This is a genomic window from Celeribacter sp. PS-C1 (assembly GCF_019429625.1).
Classification (GTDB): domain Bacteria; phylum Pseudomonadota; class Alphaproteobacteria; order Rhodobacterales; family Rhodobacteraceae; genus Celeribacter.
Genome location: NZ_JAHXRW010000011.1, coordinates 1 through 18752, shown reverse-complemented (window position 1 = coordinate 18752; position 18752 = coordinate 1). Strand labels below are relative to the sequence as shown.

General features: G+C 58.5%; 19 protein-coding genes. 3 read left to right on the top strand and 16 right to left on the bottom strand.

Translation table 11 applies throughout. The annotated features are described in order from the left end of the window. The first annotated feature begins 7 nt into the window (after nucleotides 1-7). Nucleotides 8-310: a chorismate mutase gene (locus tag J5Y17_RS15025; RefSeq protein ID WP_219786144.1), complete on the top strand. Its 303-nt coding sequence runs from the start codon at nucleotides 8-10 to the stop codon at nucleotides 308-310. Nucleotides 311-392: 82 nt separating this feature from the next. Here J5Y17_RS15025 and J5Y17_RS15020 read toward each other — a convergent pair whose 3' ends face one another. Then, entirely contained in the window at nucleotides 393-1706 is a 1314-nt protein-coding gene (locus J5Y17_RS15020; RefSeq protein WP_219786143.1) for an ATPase, read from the bottom strand. A 271-nt stretch (nucleotides 1707-1977) separates the two neighbouring features. Here J5Y17_RS15020 and J5Y17_RS15015 point away from each other — a divergent pair, with 271 nt between their 5' ends. After that, nucleotides 1978-3612, top strand: coding sequence for a hypothetical protein (locus tag J5Y17_RS15015; protein WP_219786141.1), 1635 nt, complete (start codon nucleotides 1978-1980; stop codon nucleotides 3610-3612). A 98-nt stretch (nucleotides 3613-3710) separates the two neighbouring features. Here J5Y17_RS15015 and J5Y17_RS15010 read toward each other — a convergent pair whose 3' ends face one another. The 12 genes from J5Y17_RS15010 to J5Y17_RS14955 all read right to left on the bottom strand — a co-directional run bounded on the left by J5Y17_RS15010 (nucleotide 3711) and on the right by J5Y17_RS14955 (nucleotide 14810). Continuing rightward, complete coding sequence (locus J5Y17_RS15010) at nucleotides 3711-4211, bottom strand: A24 family peptidase (protein ID WP_219786139.1); 501 nt, start codon at nucleotides 4209-4211, stop codon at nucleotides 3711-3713. A gap of 8 nt (nucleotides 4212-4219) precedes the next feature. After that, entirely contained in the window at nucleotides 4220-5080 is an 861-nt protein-coding gene (locus J5Y17_RS15005; RefSeq protein WP_219786310.1) for a tetratricopeptide repeat protein, read from the bottom strand. 166 nt (nucleotides 5081-5246) lie between these two features. Then, nucleotides 5247-5837 (bottom strand): tetratricopeptide repeat protein, encoded by a 591-nt coding sequence (locus J5Y17_RS15000; protein WP_370628970.1) that lies wholly within the window; start codon nucleotides 5835-5837, stop codon nucleotides 5247-5249. A gap of 46 nt (nucleotides 5838-5883) precedes the next feature. Continuing rightward, nucleotides 5884-6870, bottom strand: coding sequence for a type II secretion system F family protein (locus J5Y17_RS14995; RefSeq protein WP_219786137.1), 987 nt, complete (start codon nucleotides 6868-6870; stop codon nucleotides 5884-5886). A gap of 19 nt (nucleotides 6871-6889) precedes the next feature. Next, complete coding sequence (locus J5Y17_RS14990) at nucleotides 6890-7861, bottom strand: type II secretion system F family protein (RefSeq protein WP_219786135.1); 972 nt, start codon at nucleotides 7859-7861, stop codon at nucleotides 6890-6892. A 15-nt stretch (nucleotides 7862-7876) separates the two neighbouring features. Continuing rightward, entirely contained in the window at nucleotides 7877-9325 is a 1449-nt protein-coding gene (locus tag J5Y17_RS14985) for a CpaF family protein (protein ID WP_219786133.1), read from the bottom strand. 45 nt (nucleotides 9326-9370) lie between these two features. Further along, nucleotides 9371-10624, bottom strand: coding sequence for an AAA family ATPase (locus J5Y17_RS14980; protein WP_219786131.1), 1254 nt, complete (start codon nucleotides 10622-10624; stop codon nucleotides 9371-9373). A gap of 275 nt (nucleotides 10625-10899) precedes the next feature. Beyond that, the gene (locus J5Y17_RS14975) at nucleotides 10900-11565 is read right to left on the bottom strand and encodes an OmpA family protein (protein ID WP_219786129.1); all 666 of its coding nucleotides are present in this window, start codon (nucleotides 11563-11565) and stop codon (nucleotides 10900-10902) included. Between the two features lie 4 nt (nucleotides 11566-11569). Next, on the bottom strand, nucleotides 11570-12973 hold the full coding sequence (locus J5Y17_RS14970) for a type II and III secretion system protein family protein (protein WP_219786128.1): 1404 nt from the start codon (nucleotides 12971-12973) through the stop codon (nucleotides 11570-11572). A 269-nt stretch (nucleotides 12974-13242) separates the two neighbouring features. After that, entirely contained in the window at nucleotides 13243-14085 is an 843-nt protein-coding gene (gene cpaB / locus J5Y17_RS14965) for a Flp pilus assembly protein CpaB (RefSeq protein ID WP_219786126.1), read from the bottom strand. 310 nt (nucleotides 14086-14395) lie between these two features. After that, entirely contained in the window at nucleotides 14396-14587 is a 192-nt protein-coding gene (locus tag J5Y17_RS14960) for a Flp family type IVb pilin (RefSeq protein WP_219786124.1), read from the bottom strand. A 31-nt stretch (nucleotides 14588-14618) separates the two neighbouring features. Then, complete coding sequence (locus J5Y17_RS14955) at nucleotides 14619-14810, bottom strand: Flp family type IVb pilin (protein ID WP_219786124.1); 192 nt, start codon at nucleotides 14808-14810, stop codon at nucleotides 14619-14621. A gap of 388 nt (nucleotides 14811-15198) precedes the next feature. On the opposite strand from J5Y17_RS14955, the gene J5Y17_RS14950 reads away from it, so the two are divergent. Next, nucleotides 15199-16098, top strand: coding sequence for a lytic transglycosylase domain-containing protein (locus J5Y17_RS14950; RefSeq protein WP_255572121.1), 900 nt, complete (start codon nucleotides 15199-15201; stop codon nucleotides 16096-16098). Nucleotides 16099-16134: 36 nt separating this feature from the next. On the opposite strand, the gene J5Y17_RS14945 is transcribed toward J5Y17_RS14950, so the two are convergent. The 3 genes from J5Y17_RS14945 to J5Y17_RS14935 all read right to left on the bottom strand — a co-directional run. After that, nucleotides 16135-16881, bottom strand: a complete 747-nt coding sequence (locus J5Y17_RS14945; RefSeq protein ID WP_219786122.1) for an SDR family oxidoreductase — start codon at nucleotides 16879-16881, stop codon at nucleotides 16135-16137. Between the two features lies 1 nt (nucleotide 16882). Next, nucleotides 16883-18202, bottom strand: coding sequence for an FAD-binding oxidoreductase (locus J5Y17_RS14940; RefSeq protein WP_219786120.1), 1320 nt, complete (start codon nucleotides 18200-18202; stop codon nucleotides 16883-16885). Nucleotides 18203-18398: 196 nt separating this feature from the next. Further along, nucleotides 18399-18752: CoA-transferase (locus J5Y17_RS14935; protein WP_304518557.1), on the bottom strand; the 354-nt coding region annotated here is incomplete at its 5' end.

Below are 18752 nucleotides of genomic sequence, written 5' to 3'. Positions count from 1 at the left end.
TGCCCACATGCTCAAATCGCCTAAAGAGATTGCCACGATGACCGATCTGCGGGTTCAGATTGACCAGATCGACCGCGACCTCATGGCGCTTTTGGCGCTGCGTCAGGCTCATGTGGATCGCGCGGCGGAATTGAAGCCGGGGGAGGGCCTGCCGGCACGGATCGACGCGCGGGTTCAGGATGTGCTCGACAAGGTCGAGGCCTGCGCCGAAGAGGCCGGGTTCGAGCCCGCCCTGGCGCGTCAGATGTGGGCCTTGATGGTCGATGCCATGATCGCTCGCGAGGAACGTGTGTTGGGGCCGAGTGCCTAACTGCGCGTCTTTCTCTTTGGGTTAAATACTCAAAAAAAACGCCCCGGTTACGGGGCGTTTCGATTTTCAGCGCTGCACGACATCAATGTGCGAATTCGCTTTCCTCGACGAACATGTTGGCCCAGGCGCGGTCCACCAGTTCGGGCGTCATCTGATAGGGGATGTCCTCGAATTCACAAATCGAGATCATCTGGTCGATCAGGAAGACCGGCTGATAGTTGGCGTAGACATTGTCGATGGTCGGGTATTTCTCTTTCAACAGATAGACCAACGCGGCTTCATCAAGCGGCATTTTTTTCTTGCGCGCGACCATGGCGAAGATTTTCAGGAAACCCGCCTGATCCGGCCCGTCGATCTTGATCTTGTAGAAAATCCGGCGCAGTGCGGCGGTATCGAAGATTTTGTTCGGATGGAAGTTGGTGGAGAAAATCACCAAGGTATCGAAGGGCACTTCGAATTTTTCGCCCGATTGAAGCGCCAGAATATCCTTGCTCTCTTCGAGCGGAACGATCCAACGGTTGACGAGTTTTTGAGGAGGTTCTTCTTGGCGACCAAGGTCGTCGACGATGAAAATCCCGCCGGTGGATTTGAGCTGCAAGGGCGCCTGATAGGTCCGAGCGGTCGGGTTATACACCAGATCGAGCATGTCGAGAGACAGTTCGCCCCCGGTCACCACCGAGGGACGTTCACAGCGCACATAGCGCCGGTCGAAGCGGTTCGCGGTCTTGCGCAGCGCATTTGGATCGTCATCCACATCCTCGCGCTTCACATGCATCAGCGGATCATACACGGTAATGACCGAGCCGTTGTATTCGATCGCGCGCGGCACATAGATCAGATCGCCCAAGGCATCACGAATGCCGTTGGAGATAGAGGATTTACCGTTTCCCGGCGGGCCGTACATCAAAATCGAGCGCCCGGCGCCCACCGCAGGCCCGAGCTGATCCAACAGATCGGGCGGCAGGATCAAATGCCCCATCGCGCCCAGCAAAGCATCTCGCGTCACCTTCATATTGCGCACGGATTGGCGTTTGACCTGTTCGGCGTATTTCTCAAGCGGGATCGGCATGGCGCCGTAATATTCCGACTGGCTGAGCGCGTCCAAGGCGCGCGCCTTGCCCGTATCTGAGAGGCGAAACCCCATCTCAGAGCCTGCGCCCGCGTGCATCGTCCCCGTGGCTTCGACCATGCCCTGTTCGCGGGCTCTGTCGACCAGATCCTGTGTCACCGAGACCGGCAAAGCCAAGGCCTGCGACAGGCGCGAGACCTGTTCGAGGTTGGTGCGGAACATCGTTTTCAACACGATGTCGCGCATCATCACCGGTGACAGTCCCGTCTCCTCGGCGCGCCGTGGTTGGACGGGCGCGATCACATTGGGGGTGATTTCCATGTTCATGCTCTGCTCTTTCTCTGCCCTGCGCGTTAGCGTTGCGCGGTGTCTCTTTGCGCGCAAGTGTACGAATCCTTGGCGTCAAAGCCAAGATTTTCGACACGGTTTTCCGCGCTCCCTTTGCAAAGCGCAGTGTTTGGCCATAATCTTTCGCGAAAATGAACGAAAGCGGTCCGCCATCGCTTTGAGCAGCTTTTTTCGGCGGAATTCGGGTGTGATTGAGGTGTCGAAACGCCTTATACCCGGAGGATAACGTGCGACGCATGAGGCAGGCAGTATGACAAGAATTTCGGCCGGAAAATACGCGGCATTTCTCGCGGCTTTGATCTGTGTGTTCGGTGGCGTCGCGCTGGCGAAATCTGGACTCTATCTCGACCGGCACGAAGGCGATGCGGCGCATATGATCGAGATTCTGTTGCGCATGCTGGACGGGCAGCTGCCGCATCTCGATTTTTCCACGCCCATCGGGATTTTGGCCTTCCTGCCGATCCTGACGTTCGCCAAGGCGGGTCTTGGCATGGGCATGGCCTTTATTGCAGCGCAGATTTTGATCGCCGTGCTTCTGGCGCCAATGGTGCTGCGTGTGGCCGCGTCACGTCTCAAGGGGCTTTCGGCGTGGGCTTTTGGCGCGGTGGTCATGGCGCTTGTTTTGGCGTTGGTGCATGGCGAAAATGTCACCGCGATTTCCGTCTCGATGTATTACAACCGTTGGGCCTGGGCGGCGTCTTTCATCGTCATTCTTCTGGCGGTTCTGCCGCCTTTCGAGGCCCGCAAAGCGCCACGTCTCGATGGCCTCATTGCCGGGCTCTTGCTGGCGGTTCTAGCGCTGATCAAGCCAACCTATTTCGTGGCTTTCGTCTTGCCGGTGGCGCTCGGGTTCCTGGTGCGCGGCGCGATGCGCAGCCTTGTCGCAGGGGTCGCGACCGGGCTTTTGGTGGCTGTCGTTATGGTCGGGGTCTATGGCGTCGATTTCTTTCCGGCCTATATCAACGATTTGCTGACTGTCACTCGATCAGGCACGCGATCTGCTCCCGGGATGTCGCTGATCGAGGTGATGAACGCGCCACGGTTCCTGATCGGCAGCCTGACCTTGATCCTCTCGGTGATCGTCCTGCGCCAATCGGGGCAGGCGTTGGCGGGGCTTTTGCTTTTGCTTGTCGCGCCGGGGTTCATCTATGTGACCTATCAGAATTTCGGCAATGATCCGACTTGGCTGATCCTCTTGTGTCTGCTGCTGATGGCGCAGCGTCCGATGCGGGGCCATCGCGTGTTGTTTAATGCCGACGCGCGCAACGCGGTTTCCGCGCTGGCGCTCGTGGCCTTTGCCCTGATCGCGCCGTCCTTGCAGAACATCGTGACAAGCCCCTTCCGGCTTTTGGCGGTGGAGACCGAGGATTATGTGCCGCAATTCGCGAGCCGCTCTGAAATTCCTGATATCTATGTCAAAGCCGACCGCACGAGCATGGTCTTGGGGCGTGAGGCTTTGGTGGACCGTTACCCCGAACTTGAACCCTATATCATCGAAAGCGAACGCTTTGAGGCACTGAGCTTTTTGGGTGAGACGCTGCCGCGGTGTACGCTGCAGGCGGGGGAGGTGGCGCTCCATAGCTATATGGCAGACCGGTTGAAACAGCCTCCGTTCAATTTCCCGCCCGAGAGCGAATTTTTCGTCGCCGATATTGCCTCTGGCATCTGGATTTTGGGCGGCTTTGCGCCGCTCGAAGGGGGGGCGCCCTGGTATTATTCCGGCGTACCGGGGATCGAGCATGCCGACGCCATTATTGTCCCAACCTGTCCAATCGATGCTGCGACCCAGCGCAATGCCTTGGAGGCGATCGAGCAGGCCGGGCTGACCCTGCGCCCGCCGCTGCGCGATCCGATGATGCTGGTCTATCCGATTGTGAAGGAGTGAGGACGTTTCGCCTTTCGCCAGACTTGAAAGGACTGGTTCCCGGCTTAACCAGATTAAGGTGAGGTCAGAGATGAGCGTGCGGCGCTCTCACGCCTTATTCAGAGCGCCCTGATCACCGCAGCGAGCGCCAAATAGGTCACCATCGTCCCGGCCAAAGCGAGGCCCATGGGAAACTTCTTGTGCTCCCAAGACACCCAGTCCGGCGTTGCGCGACGAATGGCAGGAATGGCGCGGGCGATACGATGCGCCACGAAAGCGCCCAAGAGAAAAGCCGCGAACAACGTAAGAACGGCCCCCAAGTCGGAGAAGGGGATAAACATTGACATGGCGACCGCGAATTTGCCGTCGCCTGCGCCCACGCCCAGATAGGCATAGGCAAAAAGCGCCACGACATACATCACCGCCGCATGGGCAAAGCCCCAGAGATATTGCTCGAACGGCAGGAGAAACGGTCCCATGACCACATAGATCGTGCCGAGAGCCAATACGACCGCATTGGGCAGCTTCATGCGTTTCAGGTCATTGAACGCGGCAACAAAGGACACCACAGCGACCGGCAATAGAAACCAGAGCGCGGCCTGAGGGGGCAGGGAAATCATAGACTCAATCAGCCGTTGGTGACATTTGCCTCAAGCGCGCGGAGCGAGCGCACGGCGGCTTCGAAATGCTGCGGATGGGTGTCGATCGCGTCCTTGATCAGGCCCTTGCCGATGGCGACATCGCCCGCTTTCACCGCCGCAAGACCTAGCGTGTACAAGAGCTGAGCGCGTTCGGTCTGGGACATTTCCATCACTGGCAGATCGTATTTGCCCTGCGCGCCACGAGCCAGAATGAGGTTGTTCTTGGCGGTGAACATAGAGGGATCATAGGTGATCGCCTGAGCGAAAAGCTTTTCGGCCTCTTTGTATTCGCCGCGCGTCAGTCTCGAATAGCCCCAGTTGTTCAACACGCCAGAGGGGCGTGTGGTCAGGCCCACGGCGGTCTGGTAGAAACTGTCGGCGTTCTTCCATTCCTGATTGCTGTCGGCGATCATCGCCTCAAGACGGTAGCGCTTGTAGGTTTCATGGGTCGGCGGCACGCTGTCGAGCTGGGCTTCGGCCTGATCCCATTCGCCGGTGCGAATGAGCGCGTCGGCATAGTCCACGCGGTCGTCATTGGTCGCATCTTTGTGACCCACCACGGCCTTCCAGGCGGCGACGGCGGCGTCGTTTTCGCCCGCGCGGATCAGAGATTGCGCGAGACCCCGACGCAGGTCGATGCGGTCCGGATTTTCGCCCACGGAGCGCGAGAAATAAGAGACGGCTTCGGCCGGATCTGCGGCGTTCAACATGATGTCCGAGAGCCCCGTGCCGTCGATGGCGTTCACAGAAGTGTCAGCCCGGCGGACATCGCCGCCAAAGGGCTTCTGGCATGCCGAAAGGGCAACCGTGCTCGCAAGCGCAAGCGTGATCACGGTATGCTTGCGCATAAAAATATGGGTCATGATGTTGGTCATGGTGCCTGCCACCTCTTGTCTGCTCGGGTGTCTGAGGATTTATCCTCGTGGCTTTGCGCCTTTTGACCCGGGTTGCCTCAATCTTTCGTTGTCTTCGCCTTGTCTCGACGGCCGGTCCGTTTTCGGATCTCTGACCGCCTCAGCGCGCGAGGATAAGATACTCTCCCGTCCCGCGTCGCACCAAGGTGAAATTGCTCTCGTAGGTTTCACTATACTCAGGATTTTCGAGTTTAGCGAGTGCCAAGCGCAGATTCTCGCGAATTTCGGCAGATTGGCCACTGTCGAGGGCGAAGGCGGTGCGGAACACCCGTTCGGATTCACCAAACTCGTTCTGCTCCATCAAGACCACGCCCAGATTGTTCCAGGCGGGCACAAAGGTGTCGTCGATCTCGATCGCGCGGCGCAGATCGCTTTCGGCTTGGCCCAAACGGCCGAGGCGCAGCTTCGCCGACCCGATGGCAGAGAGCGTATCGACCGTCATACCTTGATTGGCGGCGGCACGGTAATAGGCCTTAAGCGCCAGTTCATATTCGCCCGCCGCCATCAGCCGGTGCCCGACGATCAGCCCGTCAACGGATTGTTCGGAGGCATCGACGCCCACAGGTGCGTAATCCCCGGAATCGCGAAGCGGTTTGAGTCCGCCCTCTTGGCAGGCGGCCAGAAGAGTGAGGCCCATGAGAAAGACGTAAGGCGCGGGCCCGAAGGCCGCGCGCGGAAATCGTGGAGACATGATGTCCCTTGCTGTTGTCTCGCTCGAGAGGCCGTTGATCCGAAGATCAGAAGTGGTTCTCACCGAGCATGATGTAGATGTCATAAACCGACGGGCCGATCAGAATGATCAGAAGCGGCGGCACGGTCAGCATCATTGTGGCAAGGGTCATCTTGGTAGGCAACTTGTTTGCGGTCTCTTCGGCCCGCATCACGCGTTTATCCCGCATTTCGCCAGCATAAATCCGAAGCGCGTCGGCGATCGAGGTGCCGAATTGCTGCGACTGGATCAGCACGGTGACGAAAGAGGCCACGTCGGGCACGCCACAGCGCTCGGCCATGTCCTTAAGCACAACGGATTTGTCCTTACCGGCCTTGATCTCATAGGAGACGATTTCGAACTCATCGGCCAGTGCCGGAAAGCCGGCGCGGATTTCCTTGGAAACGCGGATGATGGCCTGGTCCAGAGACTGCCCGGCCTCGACACAAACGAGCATCAAATCGAGCGCGTCCGGAAAGCCGTTGATGATCTCTTCCTTGCGGGTCTCGACCCGGCGCGTGACCCAGTATTTCGGCAGCATGTAGCCGATACAGGCGGGCAAAAGCACGGTCAGGAACAGGGACTTGGGCGTCATTTCCTGCTCGGACGACTTCAGCAAGGCAAAAAGCAGACCCAGCGCCAGCGCGCCCAGACCCATCGCGAATTGCGCGAAGTGGAACATGCGTACGGCGTTCTTCGTACGGTAGCCTGCCTGGATCATCTTGAGCTGGGCGGCGGAATATTCCTCCTCGTTTTGCGGTTCGAGGAAGGCGGAATATTTTTCGAGTTTGGCGCCTTTCTTGTTGTCGTAGCGCAGCTTGGCCGGAGATTTGCCCTTGGTGGTTTCCTTGCCCGCCTGCGCTTGTTCGCGCAGTCGATCCATCGGGTCGCGTTTTTTCTTCAACAACACCGGGAGGGCGAAGAGGATCAAAATTGCGCCCAGCGTGCCCATCAGGATCAGCGGGCCGAAGGGGCCCAGTTGGTCGCCCAAGATTGCGGAAAACAGCTCTTGCATGATCGGTGTCCTTTCCGTCTCAGACCTTGATGTTCACGAGGTTCTTCATCACGAAAATATTCGCGGCGAGAAAACCGGCAACGATCAGACAGGCGGGAATGAACGCCGGCGTGTCTTTGACCGTATCGTAGTAATCGGGTTTCATGAGCGAGATCCCCAACAGCGCCAAAAGCGGGAAGCCGGAGAGGAAGTTGCCGGACCATTTCGCCTCGGCGGTGATTGCTTTGACGCGGCGGAAAAGTTTAAAGCGCGAACGGATCACTTTGGAGAGACCTTCTAGCACCTCGGCGAGGTTACCACCCGATTGCTGTTGGATCGAAACGGCCACCGCGAGGAAGCGCAAATCCTGCATGTCGAGACGTTCGGCCATGTCTTTCAAAGCTTCGCCGACGTCACGGCCATAAGCAGATTCGTCTGCGATCACGCCCATCTCGGTGCCGAGAGGGTCGGGAACTTCCTTGGCGACGATGTTGAGCGCGTTGGAAAACGGGTGACCCACCCGCAGGCTGCGCACCATGAGTTCGACCGCATCTGGGAGCTGTTCTTCGATCAGAGCGAGGCGTTTTTTGGCCTTGGTCTGAATCCAGACGTAAACGGCACCCACGCCCATGGCGACAGCGACAATCACTCGGATTGGCATGGAGGCCGCGGTGCCAATTGACAGACCCACAAAGGCGATCATGGCAAGCAGGCCCATCACCAGCAAAAGCTGCACGGGGGAGAAGGCGATATTGGCTTTTTGCGCCTTTTCGGCCAGCACCGAATAAAGCGGGATTTTGCGCGATTTGAGGTGCTGGCTCATCTCCTTGCGAAGTTGATTGAGCACTTCTTCACGGTCGCCGGAGCCTTTTTCCAAAAGCTCGTAACGGCGGTTGACCTTGGAATTCAGCGAGATCGATTTGCCGAACACCGTCAGGTAGATGCCCTCGACCAAGAGCAGAACGGCGATGAAGATGACGCCGTAGATGATCGGTTCCATAGAAATGATCATGATCGTCGTCCTCTCTTAACGCGGATTCGTCGGCTCGAAGAGCGACGGCGGCAAATCGTAACCCCACATGCGGAAGCGTTCGGAATAGTGGCTCCGCACGCCCGTCGCCGTGAAATGACCGATGATTTTATTATCGGGCGTCAGACCGGTGCGCTGAAAGCGGAAGACCTCCTGCATAGAGATCACGTCGCCTTCCATGCCGGTCACCTCGGTGATCGAGACCATGCGACGTGAACCATCCTGCAGACGCGAGGCCTGCACGATCAGGTTCACAGCCGAGGAAATTTGCGACCGCACGGCCTTTAGCGGCATCTCGATCCCGGCCATTGCAATCATGTTTTCCAGACGCGACACCCCATCGCGCGCAGAGTTGGCGTGGATCGTGGTCATCGATCCGTCATGGCCGGTGTTCATGGCCTGCAACATGTCGATCACCTCTTCGCCGCGGGTCTCCCCCACAATGATGCGGTCAGGACGCATCCGAAGTGCGTTGCGCAGACAATCGCGCTGGGTCACGGCCCCTTTGCCCTCGACGTTCGCCGGACGGCTTTCCATCCGACCGACGTGGGTTTGTTGCAGCTGAAGTTCCGCCGTATCCTCGATGGTCAGGATGCGCTCTGAGTTGTCGATGAAGGAAGACAGCGCGTTCAGCGTCGTCGTTTTACCTGAGCCCGTACCGCCCGATACAATCACATTGAGACGGGTGGAGACGGCGGCCTGAAGATAAGCGGCCATTTCCTCGGTGAAGGCACCGAAGCGCACCAGGTCGTCGATCGCGAGCTTTTCTTTTTTGAACTTACGAATGGAGACGAGTGAACCGTCTACCGCGACCGGCGGCACCATGGCGTTGAAACGCGAACCGTCCTTGAGACGGGCGTCAACGTAGGGGTTCGATTCATCGACGCGCCGGCCCACGGCGGACACGATCTTGTCGATGATCCGCAAGAGGTGCTTTTCGTCTTTGAAGGTGATGTCCGACAGTTCGAGCTTACCGTTGCGCTCGATGAAAATCTGTTGCGGACCGTTCACCAGAATATCGTTGACGCTTTCGTCTTTCAAAAGCGGCTCAAGCGGGCCGAGGCCGCGCACCTCGTCAAAGAGGTCCTGGTTCAGAGTGATCCGTTCATCGCGGTTGAGCACCAGTCCTTGGTCGGCCAGAAACTCGGCGGTGATGTCAGAGATTTCTGATTTGAGATCTTTTTCCGCCGCGGTTTCGAGAGCCGCGAGATTGAGGTCTTCGAGGAGGCGCTTGTGCATCTCCACTTTGATTTCGCTCAGACGTTCCTTGCGGCGGCGTTCCTTGTCCACAGGTGCGGCCTGTGCCGCGCGGCTGGTGGGTTTCTGCACGGCAGCTTTGACGGGCTTTGCCGTCTTGGCCTCTGCGTGCGCCGGACCATTTTGCGTTGCACCGGTGGCGACGGGCGCCGCCTTCTGGGTGTCTGTCTTTTTGTATCGCGAAAACATCTGTCTCTTACCTCATTTGGCCCTCATTTGGTGGGGCAGGGGGCCTTATTGTGCGGCTTCAAGCTGTTCGGATTGGCGGGCGTGCAAGGAGGCGGCCAGTTTCTGGATTTCCTTGCGTAGTGGGTTTTTCGTGGCCTCAAGTCCCAAGGGCATGCCCTGATCGCAGGCTTCACGCACTGGGCGGCCGCCGTCGGGGAATTGCACCTCGATGGCAATCTCAAGGTTCTCTGCCATGCGTTTGATCCGCGCCTTGGCCGAGAGATCCATCCCCTTCGGCGCGCGGTTCAACAAGAAGCGCATCTTTTCAAACGGAAGTTCCTCGGCACGCAGCGCATTGCGCAAGCGCAGGATGTTCTGGGCCGATCGCAGGTCTAGATCGATAGGCGCGAAATAGAATTCCGCCGCTGTCAGAACGGTCTCGGTCCATGCCACCAGCGTCGAGGGCATGTCGACAACCACATAGTCGAAATGCGAACGTGCCTTGTCTAGCAGGCGTTCGACATCGACCGGTTCGATGAAGTCGAGCGGCAGGACTTCTGCAGGCGCGGTCAGAACCGACAGCTTGTCGTTGAAATTCATCAACGCGCCCTTGAACACATCGTCATCCATGCTTTCGGTCGAGGACAGCAATTCGTAGACGGCCTCACGACGCGGGAGATCGAGATAGGTCGAGACCGAGCCGAATTGCAGGTTCAAATCGATCAAAAGGACGCGCGGCTGCGGGTCTTTCTTTTCGATGGTGGCCAATTCCCAAGCAAGGTTAACGGCGATCGTGGTCGCGCCCGAGCCGCCAGCGATGGATTGCACCGGCAGCACAATACCGTGCGCGCCCCCTCGTTTCGCCATCGTGGGCACGGGTGCTTCGATGAAATCGACAGCTGGCACTTTGCGCGGGGCATTCAGCCGCTCGATCGCATCGTGCAGGGCGCCTTCCGGAAGCGGGTAGGGGATGAAATCCTCAGCACCCAACTGCAGCAGCTGGTGCAGCGCCATGGGCGAGACTTCATCGGCGATCAGAATCACCTTGATGCCCTGCGCCTTGGCCGCTTTGATCAGGTCGGCGATCATGGCCAAATGGCTCTCGTCTTCCTGATCGAGGGCAATGGCAACGAATTTCAGGCCGCCACTCTCGGGTTGCCGGAAAAATTGTCGTGCATCTTCAAAGGAAAGGTCACCCCAGGCTTCGCCCAGTTCGGTTTCCATATCCTCGATCAGAAGATCGAAATTCTGTACGTCCCGGCTGATCGTACAGGCAACCAGCGGGGCCGGGTCGTTTTGCAATAGAGCTTCACTCGTCATTGCTCAAAGCGTCCTTTTACTCGAACGCCAGGTTCTTTTGTCTGCCAAGCCCTTTGAACGAAGAGACCCAACCCCATTTCCCCTGACGCGTCAGCCCGACTCAGACATCGGACATATTGCTCCCATTGGGTTCAAGGTGCCGGTCAACTGGGGCAACAATAGGGCCGAAATCGCGTAATAATTCGCTATTCCGGGACGATATGAACGCTTTGGGGCCAAACCCGCGAAAGGTTTGGCCCCAGTGTTCATGCCGAATCGTTTTGTGAAAGGCGGTCTTAGTTTCCGGGGTTGATTTCCCGTGCGCCGAAGTCGACCAGATCGGACGAGGCTGTGGCGCTTTCGATATATTCGCGGTGAATAATCTCGGCGTAGCGACTGTCCATCACAAGTTTCGAGTTCTCGACGAAGCCGGAGACCTCGGTGACCGTGCGGCGGTTTTTACGTTCCGGATCCTGCGTCACGATGAGCGGCTGGGTCTCGCCGTAGGAGACCATGGCTTCGAGACGCGAACGCGAAATGCCGTTGCGCGCGAGTTCGGCGACAACCGCCTTGGCGCGGCGCAGGCCGAGCGACTTGTTGAAGGCGTTGGAGCCGACGAGATCGGTGTGGCCGTAGACGCGGAAGCGGACTTCCGGGAATTGAGCCATGAAATGCGCCTGTTTGCGGATCGCATCGCGTGCAACGCCATCGAGAATGGCCGAGTTGAATTCGAAATTCACGGTGGCCGGAACCTGTGCGGCAAAGCGTTCGTTCAGGTCAATCACGTAATTCAGCTGACCGGTCTGAACGAGCGTGTTGTTCATGGTCGCATTGCCGAAGGTGCCGTTGTCGAGATAGCCGCCGGCCTCTTGGAACCAAGCGGAACCCGCCGGCTGATCGGAGCAAGCGCCAAGAGCCAGAAGGGCCGAGGCCGCGAGGGTCAGTTTCAAAGTATCCCGCATGTCCTTACTCCATCACATAGCCGTAGGACCCGGAGAAGTCCTGTTTCGCAACTTCTGCGGCACTGCCGGATTGCGGCGCGGAGGTGCCGCCAAAGGTTTTGCCGAACAGGAACAAATCGCTCTCCGTCGGGATTTTGACGCGATCCGTCGGCAGGGCCAGAGCCAGACCGTTGGTCGGCGTCACCAGATGCGGGGTGACGATGATCACCAGCTCGGATTGACGGCGCGAATAATCGGTGGAGCGGAACAGTGCGCCCAGAACCGGGATGTCGCCCAGCCACGGCACCTGACCGACGAGATCTTCGAAGTCGTCCTGCAACAAGCCCGCGATGGCAAAGCTTTGACCGTCACGCAGTTCCACCGTGGTGGAGGTTTCGCGACGTTTGAAGGAGTTCAGAGTAAAGCCGTCGACGGAATAGTTCACGGTCGAGTCGATGCCCGACACGGCAGCGCGCATTTCAAGGTTGATCTGATCACCATTGATCACGCGCGGAACGAATTCCAGCTCAACACCGAAGGGTTTGAAGTCGATGTAGATGCCGTCATCATCGGAAACCGGGATCGGATATTCGCCACCTGCGAGGAATTTCGCCTGTTGGCCCGACAGCGCGGTCAGGTTCGGCTCGGCCAGCGTGCGGACGAGGCCTTTTTCTTCCATGGCTTCCAGAACGACGGCCAATTCGGTGTTGCCGATGGAGCCACCAAGTTTGACAGCACCCAAGGTGCTTTCATTGGCTTCAAAAGCGCCGGTCAGGGTTTGCCCGATCATGTTGCCGGTGAACCCGCCGCTCCAGTTTTCGCCAAGACCGCCGTTTTGAACACCAAGCGAGGCCGACAGGTTCTTGGACACAGAGCGCGTCATTTCGGCGAAACGCACTTTCAGCATCACCTGCTGGGTGCCGCCGATGTTCAACAGGTTGGACACGCGACCCGGCGCATAGCGTTCGGCTAGCTCGACCGCGCGTTCCATCATGGTGACAGAGGAAATCACACCGGAAAGTACGATGCCGTCGTTGGCGGTGCGCACTTCGATGGTTTCATTGGGCATGATCTGGCGCAGGCGTTCTTTGAACTCGGTCACGTCCGGCGTGACCTGCACCTGCACGTTGGTGATCAGCGAGCCGTCGGGCGCCAAGAGCGTGATCGTCGTCAGGCCGGGCGACCGGCCCAGGACGTAGATCGTGCGATCCGACAGGGTGGAAATATCTGCAATCTCTGCGTTGGCGACCGAGATTTCCGCGAAGGGTTCGTCGCTTTCGACCACCACAGCGCGGTTCATCGGAACATTGAGAACCCCCGAGGGAGATCCCGTCATAACACGGAGTTTGTCTGCAAACGCCCCTTGGGGTGTTGCACCGATAAGGGCACACCCGACGAGGGCCGCCTTGAATATATTCAACATTTTCATGTGATCCTGCCTCTGATCGACCACGCCTCAAGAACGGACTCTGACGGTCCAATTGCCTTCGACCATGCGTCAAATTAACTTTTTTTGCAATAATCAATCTCTTGGCGGTGTTTTGTGATGTGGATAAGCCACAACGGCGAAATCCGATGATAAAGCTGCCTCCCTAAAAAGCGCGCTCCAAGGTGTTGATGCTTAATCATAAAAAAGATGCGCCAAACCCATGGCAGGTTTGGCGCAAACATTTGAGAAAATCCCATATGCGCGTGGATTTAGTCGGCGCAGGGGATCTGGGTCACAATGATTTCGCCGCCTTTGCGGGTGCGAATGGAGCAGACCTCTTCCTTCGGGGCTTCAACGTATTCCTGCTCGACAATGCCCAAGAGCGTGTTCTTGTCGATCTCGACGGCGTCGACCACGGTGTCGTCATTGCGCCCGACCAAGGCTAGCGAGAGACGCCCGGTGGTTTGCGCGGTGGCAAGTGCTGCGACTTCCGTCGGCGTCGCCTCGACCGTCACGGTGCGGGCGATCGTTGTGGTCTGACGCTCTTCATCGGCGGATTGGTCGACAGCCACGAGCGGCATCGAGGATTGGATCAGCTTCGTCGTCTCGCCCGCGGCGCCGGGCAGGCGGCCGGTCCAGTAGACATCGACGCGGTCACCAGGGCGCAACAGGCCCGACACGCCGGTGGTGACGTCAACGCGGATGGCGAAGGCGCGCATGCCCTTTGAGAGGCGGGCTGCGACGCCGGCTTTCACGCCCGGACGGGTGACTTTCGCTCCCATGAGCGGCTCCATCGGTTCAATCGTGCGCAGTGCGGCACGCAGAACATCCGGGCCTTCCGGGAAAAGTTGTTCTTCGGTCATGAAGGGCTGGGCGGGGATCGCGTCCACCGGCCAATTCACCTTTTTCACCTTCTCCGGAAGAATCGGGTCACCATAGGTCAGCTGTTCGATGGCGACGTATATCTCTTCGGTTGGGACCGCCGAGGAGCGCATGGCTTTTTCGCGGTCAAGCTCTGCCTGATATGTCGACAGGTAGCCCCGCGTCATATGAACGGCAAACCCTGCAAGTGCGACCCCGATGACGAGGACCAATCCGAAAATGATACGCATTACATTCGTCCTTTAGCTTGCGGAGGACACAGCTCCCCCTTCGCGATACCCTGTTAACTTTTCAGTCAAATAAGGCAATTCGGTGGTTTCGTGACGGCGCTCGCATGGATTTTTGCGATTTTATGAACAAAGCCTGCGAACCGGGCTGGCTGTTCTCGGCGGGTTGGTTCGGCCAGCTGGATCTAAACCATCTGGCGCCCGCCATTGTCGCGTAGGGGCGAGAGCCCGTGATATACGGGAAAACCGCGCCTCCCAGTGAAGACGCGGTTTTTGTGTCTTGCTCGCTCGGCCAGTGAAGGCCGTGCAGAGATTAGTATTCAATCACGGTGCGGGACACGAGGTCGCTGGAGATCGTGTTGCCGAGAGCGAGCGTACCTTTTTGCACGGTGGCCAGAACGGCGATGGCGAGACCGACAACGGCGGAGGTCAGCACAACCCAGTCAACGGTCACGGCGCCGTCTTCGTCACGTTTGAAGCGATTTGCGAGTTTGAAGAATTTCATCAGTTTACTCCGTATCTATAAATCAGGCGGATCAGTATTCGATCACGGTGCGGGACACGAGGTCGCTGGAGATCGTGTTGCCGAGAGCGAGCGTACCTTTTTGCACGGTGGCCAGAACGGCGATGGCGAGGCCGACAACAGCAGAGGTCAGCACAACCCAGTCAACGGTCACGGCGCCGTCTTCGTCACGTTTGAAGCGATTTGCGAGTTTGAAGAATTTCATCAGTTTACCCTCCAAGGATATGTTTAAGCTCAGTGTTCCACGTCATAGCGGTCGGAGCGTTTGCCGTTTCCCTTGGCGATTTCGCTCTGTCTCGCTTTCGATGAGCCTATATGGCCCCCGAACTGGGGCGAGAGTTGGGCAGCATTGGTACGTTTTTGGAAACGCGAAAAAATCCAAGTATTTTTTTGTTATCCATATGATTTTAAATGATAAAAAGTTTTAACTATTTTCTAAGAAAATGCTTTTTTGCTGAAAAACGAGTGAACGCGCGCCTTCGATTTCTTTGAAATCGGTCTAAATCACTCGCAAAACACAGTGATTTTTGCGAAGCTTGACTCAATAGTTTCATAGAGGCCGACCAACAGGCCCGTGATGAGAGCAGTGTCAAATGATTCAAACTTCTTGGTCCGGGGTCATATCCCCGCTTGTTATGTCTGTGAATTTAATCGCCATGGTCGTGGCGACGCCTCTTCACGCGCAAGATCAGAGGCAAGAGAGCGCGCCGCCTGCCGCCGAGGCGGCGACACAGGTTCCGCCGCCTTGGCCCGAAGTGCGTAGCAAGCGGATCGGTGTGCCGACCCAAGGCGCGGGCAATCTGATCAACGTGCAAATTCGCCCCGGCCCTAAAACCCTCAAAGCCCCGCCTGCGGCCAAACCAGCCGCTGCCCCTGCAGACACCGCGCCGCGGGACCTGATGGACTGGTATTGGACCGCTGTGCCGCATGATCTCGCCGGCGCTGAGGCCGCGCGCTTTGGGGCCGCTTTGGCCGCGCTCGATCTCGACACGAAAAAGATGATTCCCAGCCCATCGTTTCAGCATGTGACGGATCTCGCGAACCGCTATGGCCCGTCGCTCCTGCTGAACTCCATCGGAACGCAGGTCAGCCCGGCCTTGGCGCTTGCGGTGATCGCGGTCGAATCCTCGGGCGATGAGGCGGCGCTCAGCGGGGCGGGGGCGCAAGGTCTTATGCAGCTCATTCCGGCGACCGCCGAGCGCTTTGGCGTCGACGCCACGGACCCGGACCAAAACATCAAGGGTGGGATCGCCTATCTTGATTGGCTGTTGAAAGAGTTCAACGGCGATCTGGCGCTGGCGCTTGCGGGCTATAATGCGGGGGAAAACGCGGTGAAATCCGCAGGTGGCCCGCCACCCTATGCCGAGACGCGCGCCTATGTGCCCAAGGTGTTGGCCGCTTGGCAGGTGACAAAGCGCCTCTGTGTGACCCAGCCGGAGCTTTATTCAGACGGCTGCGTCTTTGCCACCAACGCGGTGCGGGCGTCCAACTGAAAAGGGGCCCTTTCGGGCCCTAATCTCAACACGCGTTCAGATCGACATTTTCTTGAAAATGAATTCCGGAATGTGCCGGATGATCAGCATGATGTAGCGCCAGAAGAACGGCGTGTAGATCACGTTCTTTTTCTTGGCCACCGCGCGCAGGATGTCTTTCGCCACCGCATCGGGGGAGGCGACGAGGAACATCCCCTCGATCCCCCAAGTCATCGCCGTATCGACAAAGCCCGGTTTCACGGTCACCACATGACCGCCCGCGCGCGTCAGGCGATTTCGGAGACCCGACAAATAGGTTGCAAACCCAGCCTTGGCCGAACCGTAGACATAGTTTCCAATCCGGCCACGATCTCCGGCGACCGATCCGACGCCTACAACCGTGCCCTGACCGCGCGCTTCCATTTGGGGGGCGAGCATCGACAGGAAAGTCGCTGGCCCGATATGGCTGTCTTGCACCACGCCGTCGATCAGGCTCGGGTCCGCATCGATCACGGATTGCTCGGGCATGGAGCCGACGAAAACGGCGCAGTTGATGGCGCCTTCTTTTAAGACCGCGCGCTCGACAATAGGGCCGAAACTTGTGCTGTCGCGTGCGTCAAACCGCATCGCCAGAGCCTCGGCCGCACCACGCGCTTTGCAATCCTCGGCGGAGGCGGCGAGGTCATCCATGTCGCGGCCACAAAGGATCAGCATCGCGCCCTCTTTCGCTAGCCGCCGCGCCATGGCGCGCGCCATCGAAGAGGTCGCGCCGAGGATGATCCAGGTCTGTGCTGTCTGTGTCATCTCAGCTCTCCTTCGCGCTCTCACGCAGGTTCAGCCGCCGCACCAGATCGGTCACGAGCGCCCCCTGCGGGTCGGCTTTCTCAACCGCGCGCTGCCATTTGTCCTGCTCGGGATACATGCCTTTAATCTGGGTGGCTTCGGCCACTCCGTCCTTGGCAAAATAGATCCGCCCGCCCGCATCCAGTGTCATATCGGTGAGTTCTTTGATCAGCTCTTGAGAGCCGTCCTTGTTCGGGAAATCGACGGCCAGCGTATAGCCTTCCATCGGGAAGGACATGTAGCCGCCACGCCCGTCGCCCATCTTTTTGAGCACCGCCAGAGGCGAGGCGAGATGCGACGCGCCGATTTTTTCCAGCATCAGCCGCAGCACATCGACGCGTTCGGGCGGCACCACGCATTGAAATTGGTTGAAGCCATGCTTGCCGTAGAGCCGGTTCCAATTGTGGATCGCATCGAGCGGAAAGAACGGCTCGGTGATCGGTTTGACAGAGGTGCGGCCTTTCGCTGGCACGCGGCGGAAATAAAGCTCGTTGAACACCCGCACCACCGGCGCCGACAGGGCCCAGCCGGGCGCGTTGAACGGAACGGCCTTAGCGCCATCCTTGCTGTTGTTTATGCCGGAGGTGATTTCCCCCTCTTCCAAAATCCCGCGCCCGAGATGCGCGCCGGTCGCCGTCGCGTCGATCCAGCCGACGGTGTAATCCGTCTTGCTCTCGTCAAAGGCGGCGAGGAACTCATCCAGACTGTCGATCCGCCGTTCGGTCAGCACCATCATGTCGCCTTTGCAGGGCATGAGCTGAAGTTTGGCCTTGGCGATCACCCCGGTCTGACCAAGGCCGCCGACGGTGGCCTTCCAAATCGCGCCGCTCTTGGGTGTGATGGTTTTGATCTCCGCACCGTGAATCAGCGTAATCTCGGTCACATGCTGACCAAAAGAGCCTTTCACATGGTGGTTCTTGCCATGCACGTCATTGGCGATACAGCCGCCAACCGTGGCAAATCCGGTGCCGGGCATCACCGGCGGGATCCAGCCCTTTGCGGCAAAAGCGCGACCCAAATCGCCGATCGGCATCCCGGCCTCGACCTCAACAACGCCGGTCTCTGCATCAAACGACAGCACACGGTCGAGCCGTGTCATGTCATAAGCGCGGCCGCCGTCGTTGAGTGCGACATCGCCATACGAGCGCCGCATCCCGAAGGCCGGAGCCGCAAAGCTCGCGATCTCGCGCAACAAAGAGGATTGGCGTTCAGGGCGGGCCACTTGGCCCGTGGCGCTGCGGGCGCGCCCCCAGCCAGCATAAGTGAGTTTATTCCAAGTCATCGGAAATCCTGTGGATGACGTTTTCTGCTCTGACCTTTTTGAACGAAAGGCCTTGTGATTGCTCAGCGGTTTAAAAAACAATTAGGGCGACAATATGATGCTGTTTCTAATTTTAAAACAATCAAACCAAGGAAAAACGCGACCCATCTCTGAGCCGCGTTCCGTCGTCTTCTCGGTTGAATGACGCAAAGAGCGCTCAGCCCACAATCGTCGCCTCAGTTGCCGCGCGAAGCTCGGCTTCCGTGACCCCATCGGCCAGCTCCACGATCTTCAAGCCGCCTTCGACCACGTCCAGAACGCCCAGGTTGGTGATCACCCGATCCACCACGCCCTGGCCGGTCAGCGGCAGGGTGCATTCCTTCAAAAGCTTCGACTCGCCGTGCTTGTTGGTGTGATCCATCACCACCACCACGCGGCCCACGCCCGCGACCAGATCCATCGCGCCACCCATGCCTTTCACGAGCTTGCCCGGGATCATCCAGTTCGCCAGATCACCCTTCTCGTCGACCTCCATCGCGCCCAGAATCGCCATGGCGATCTTGCCGCCACG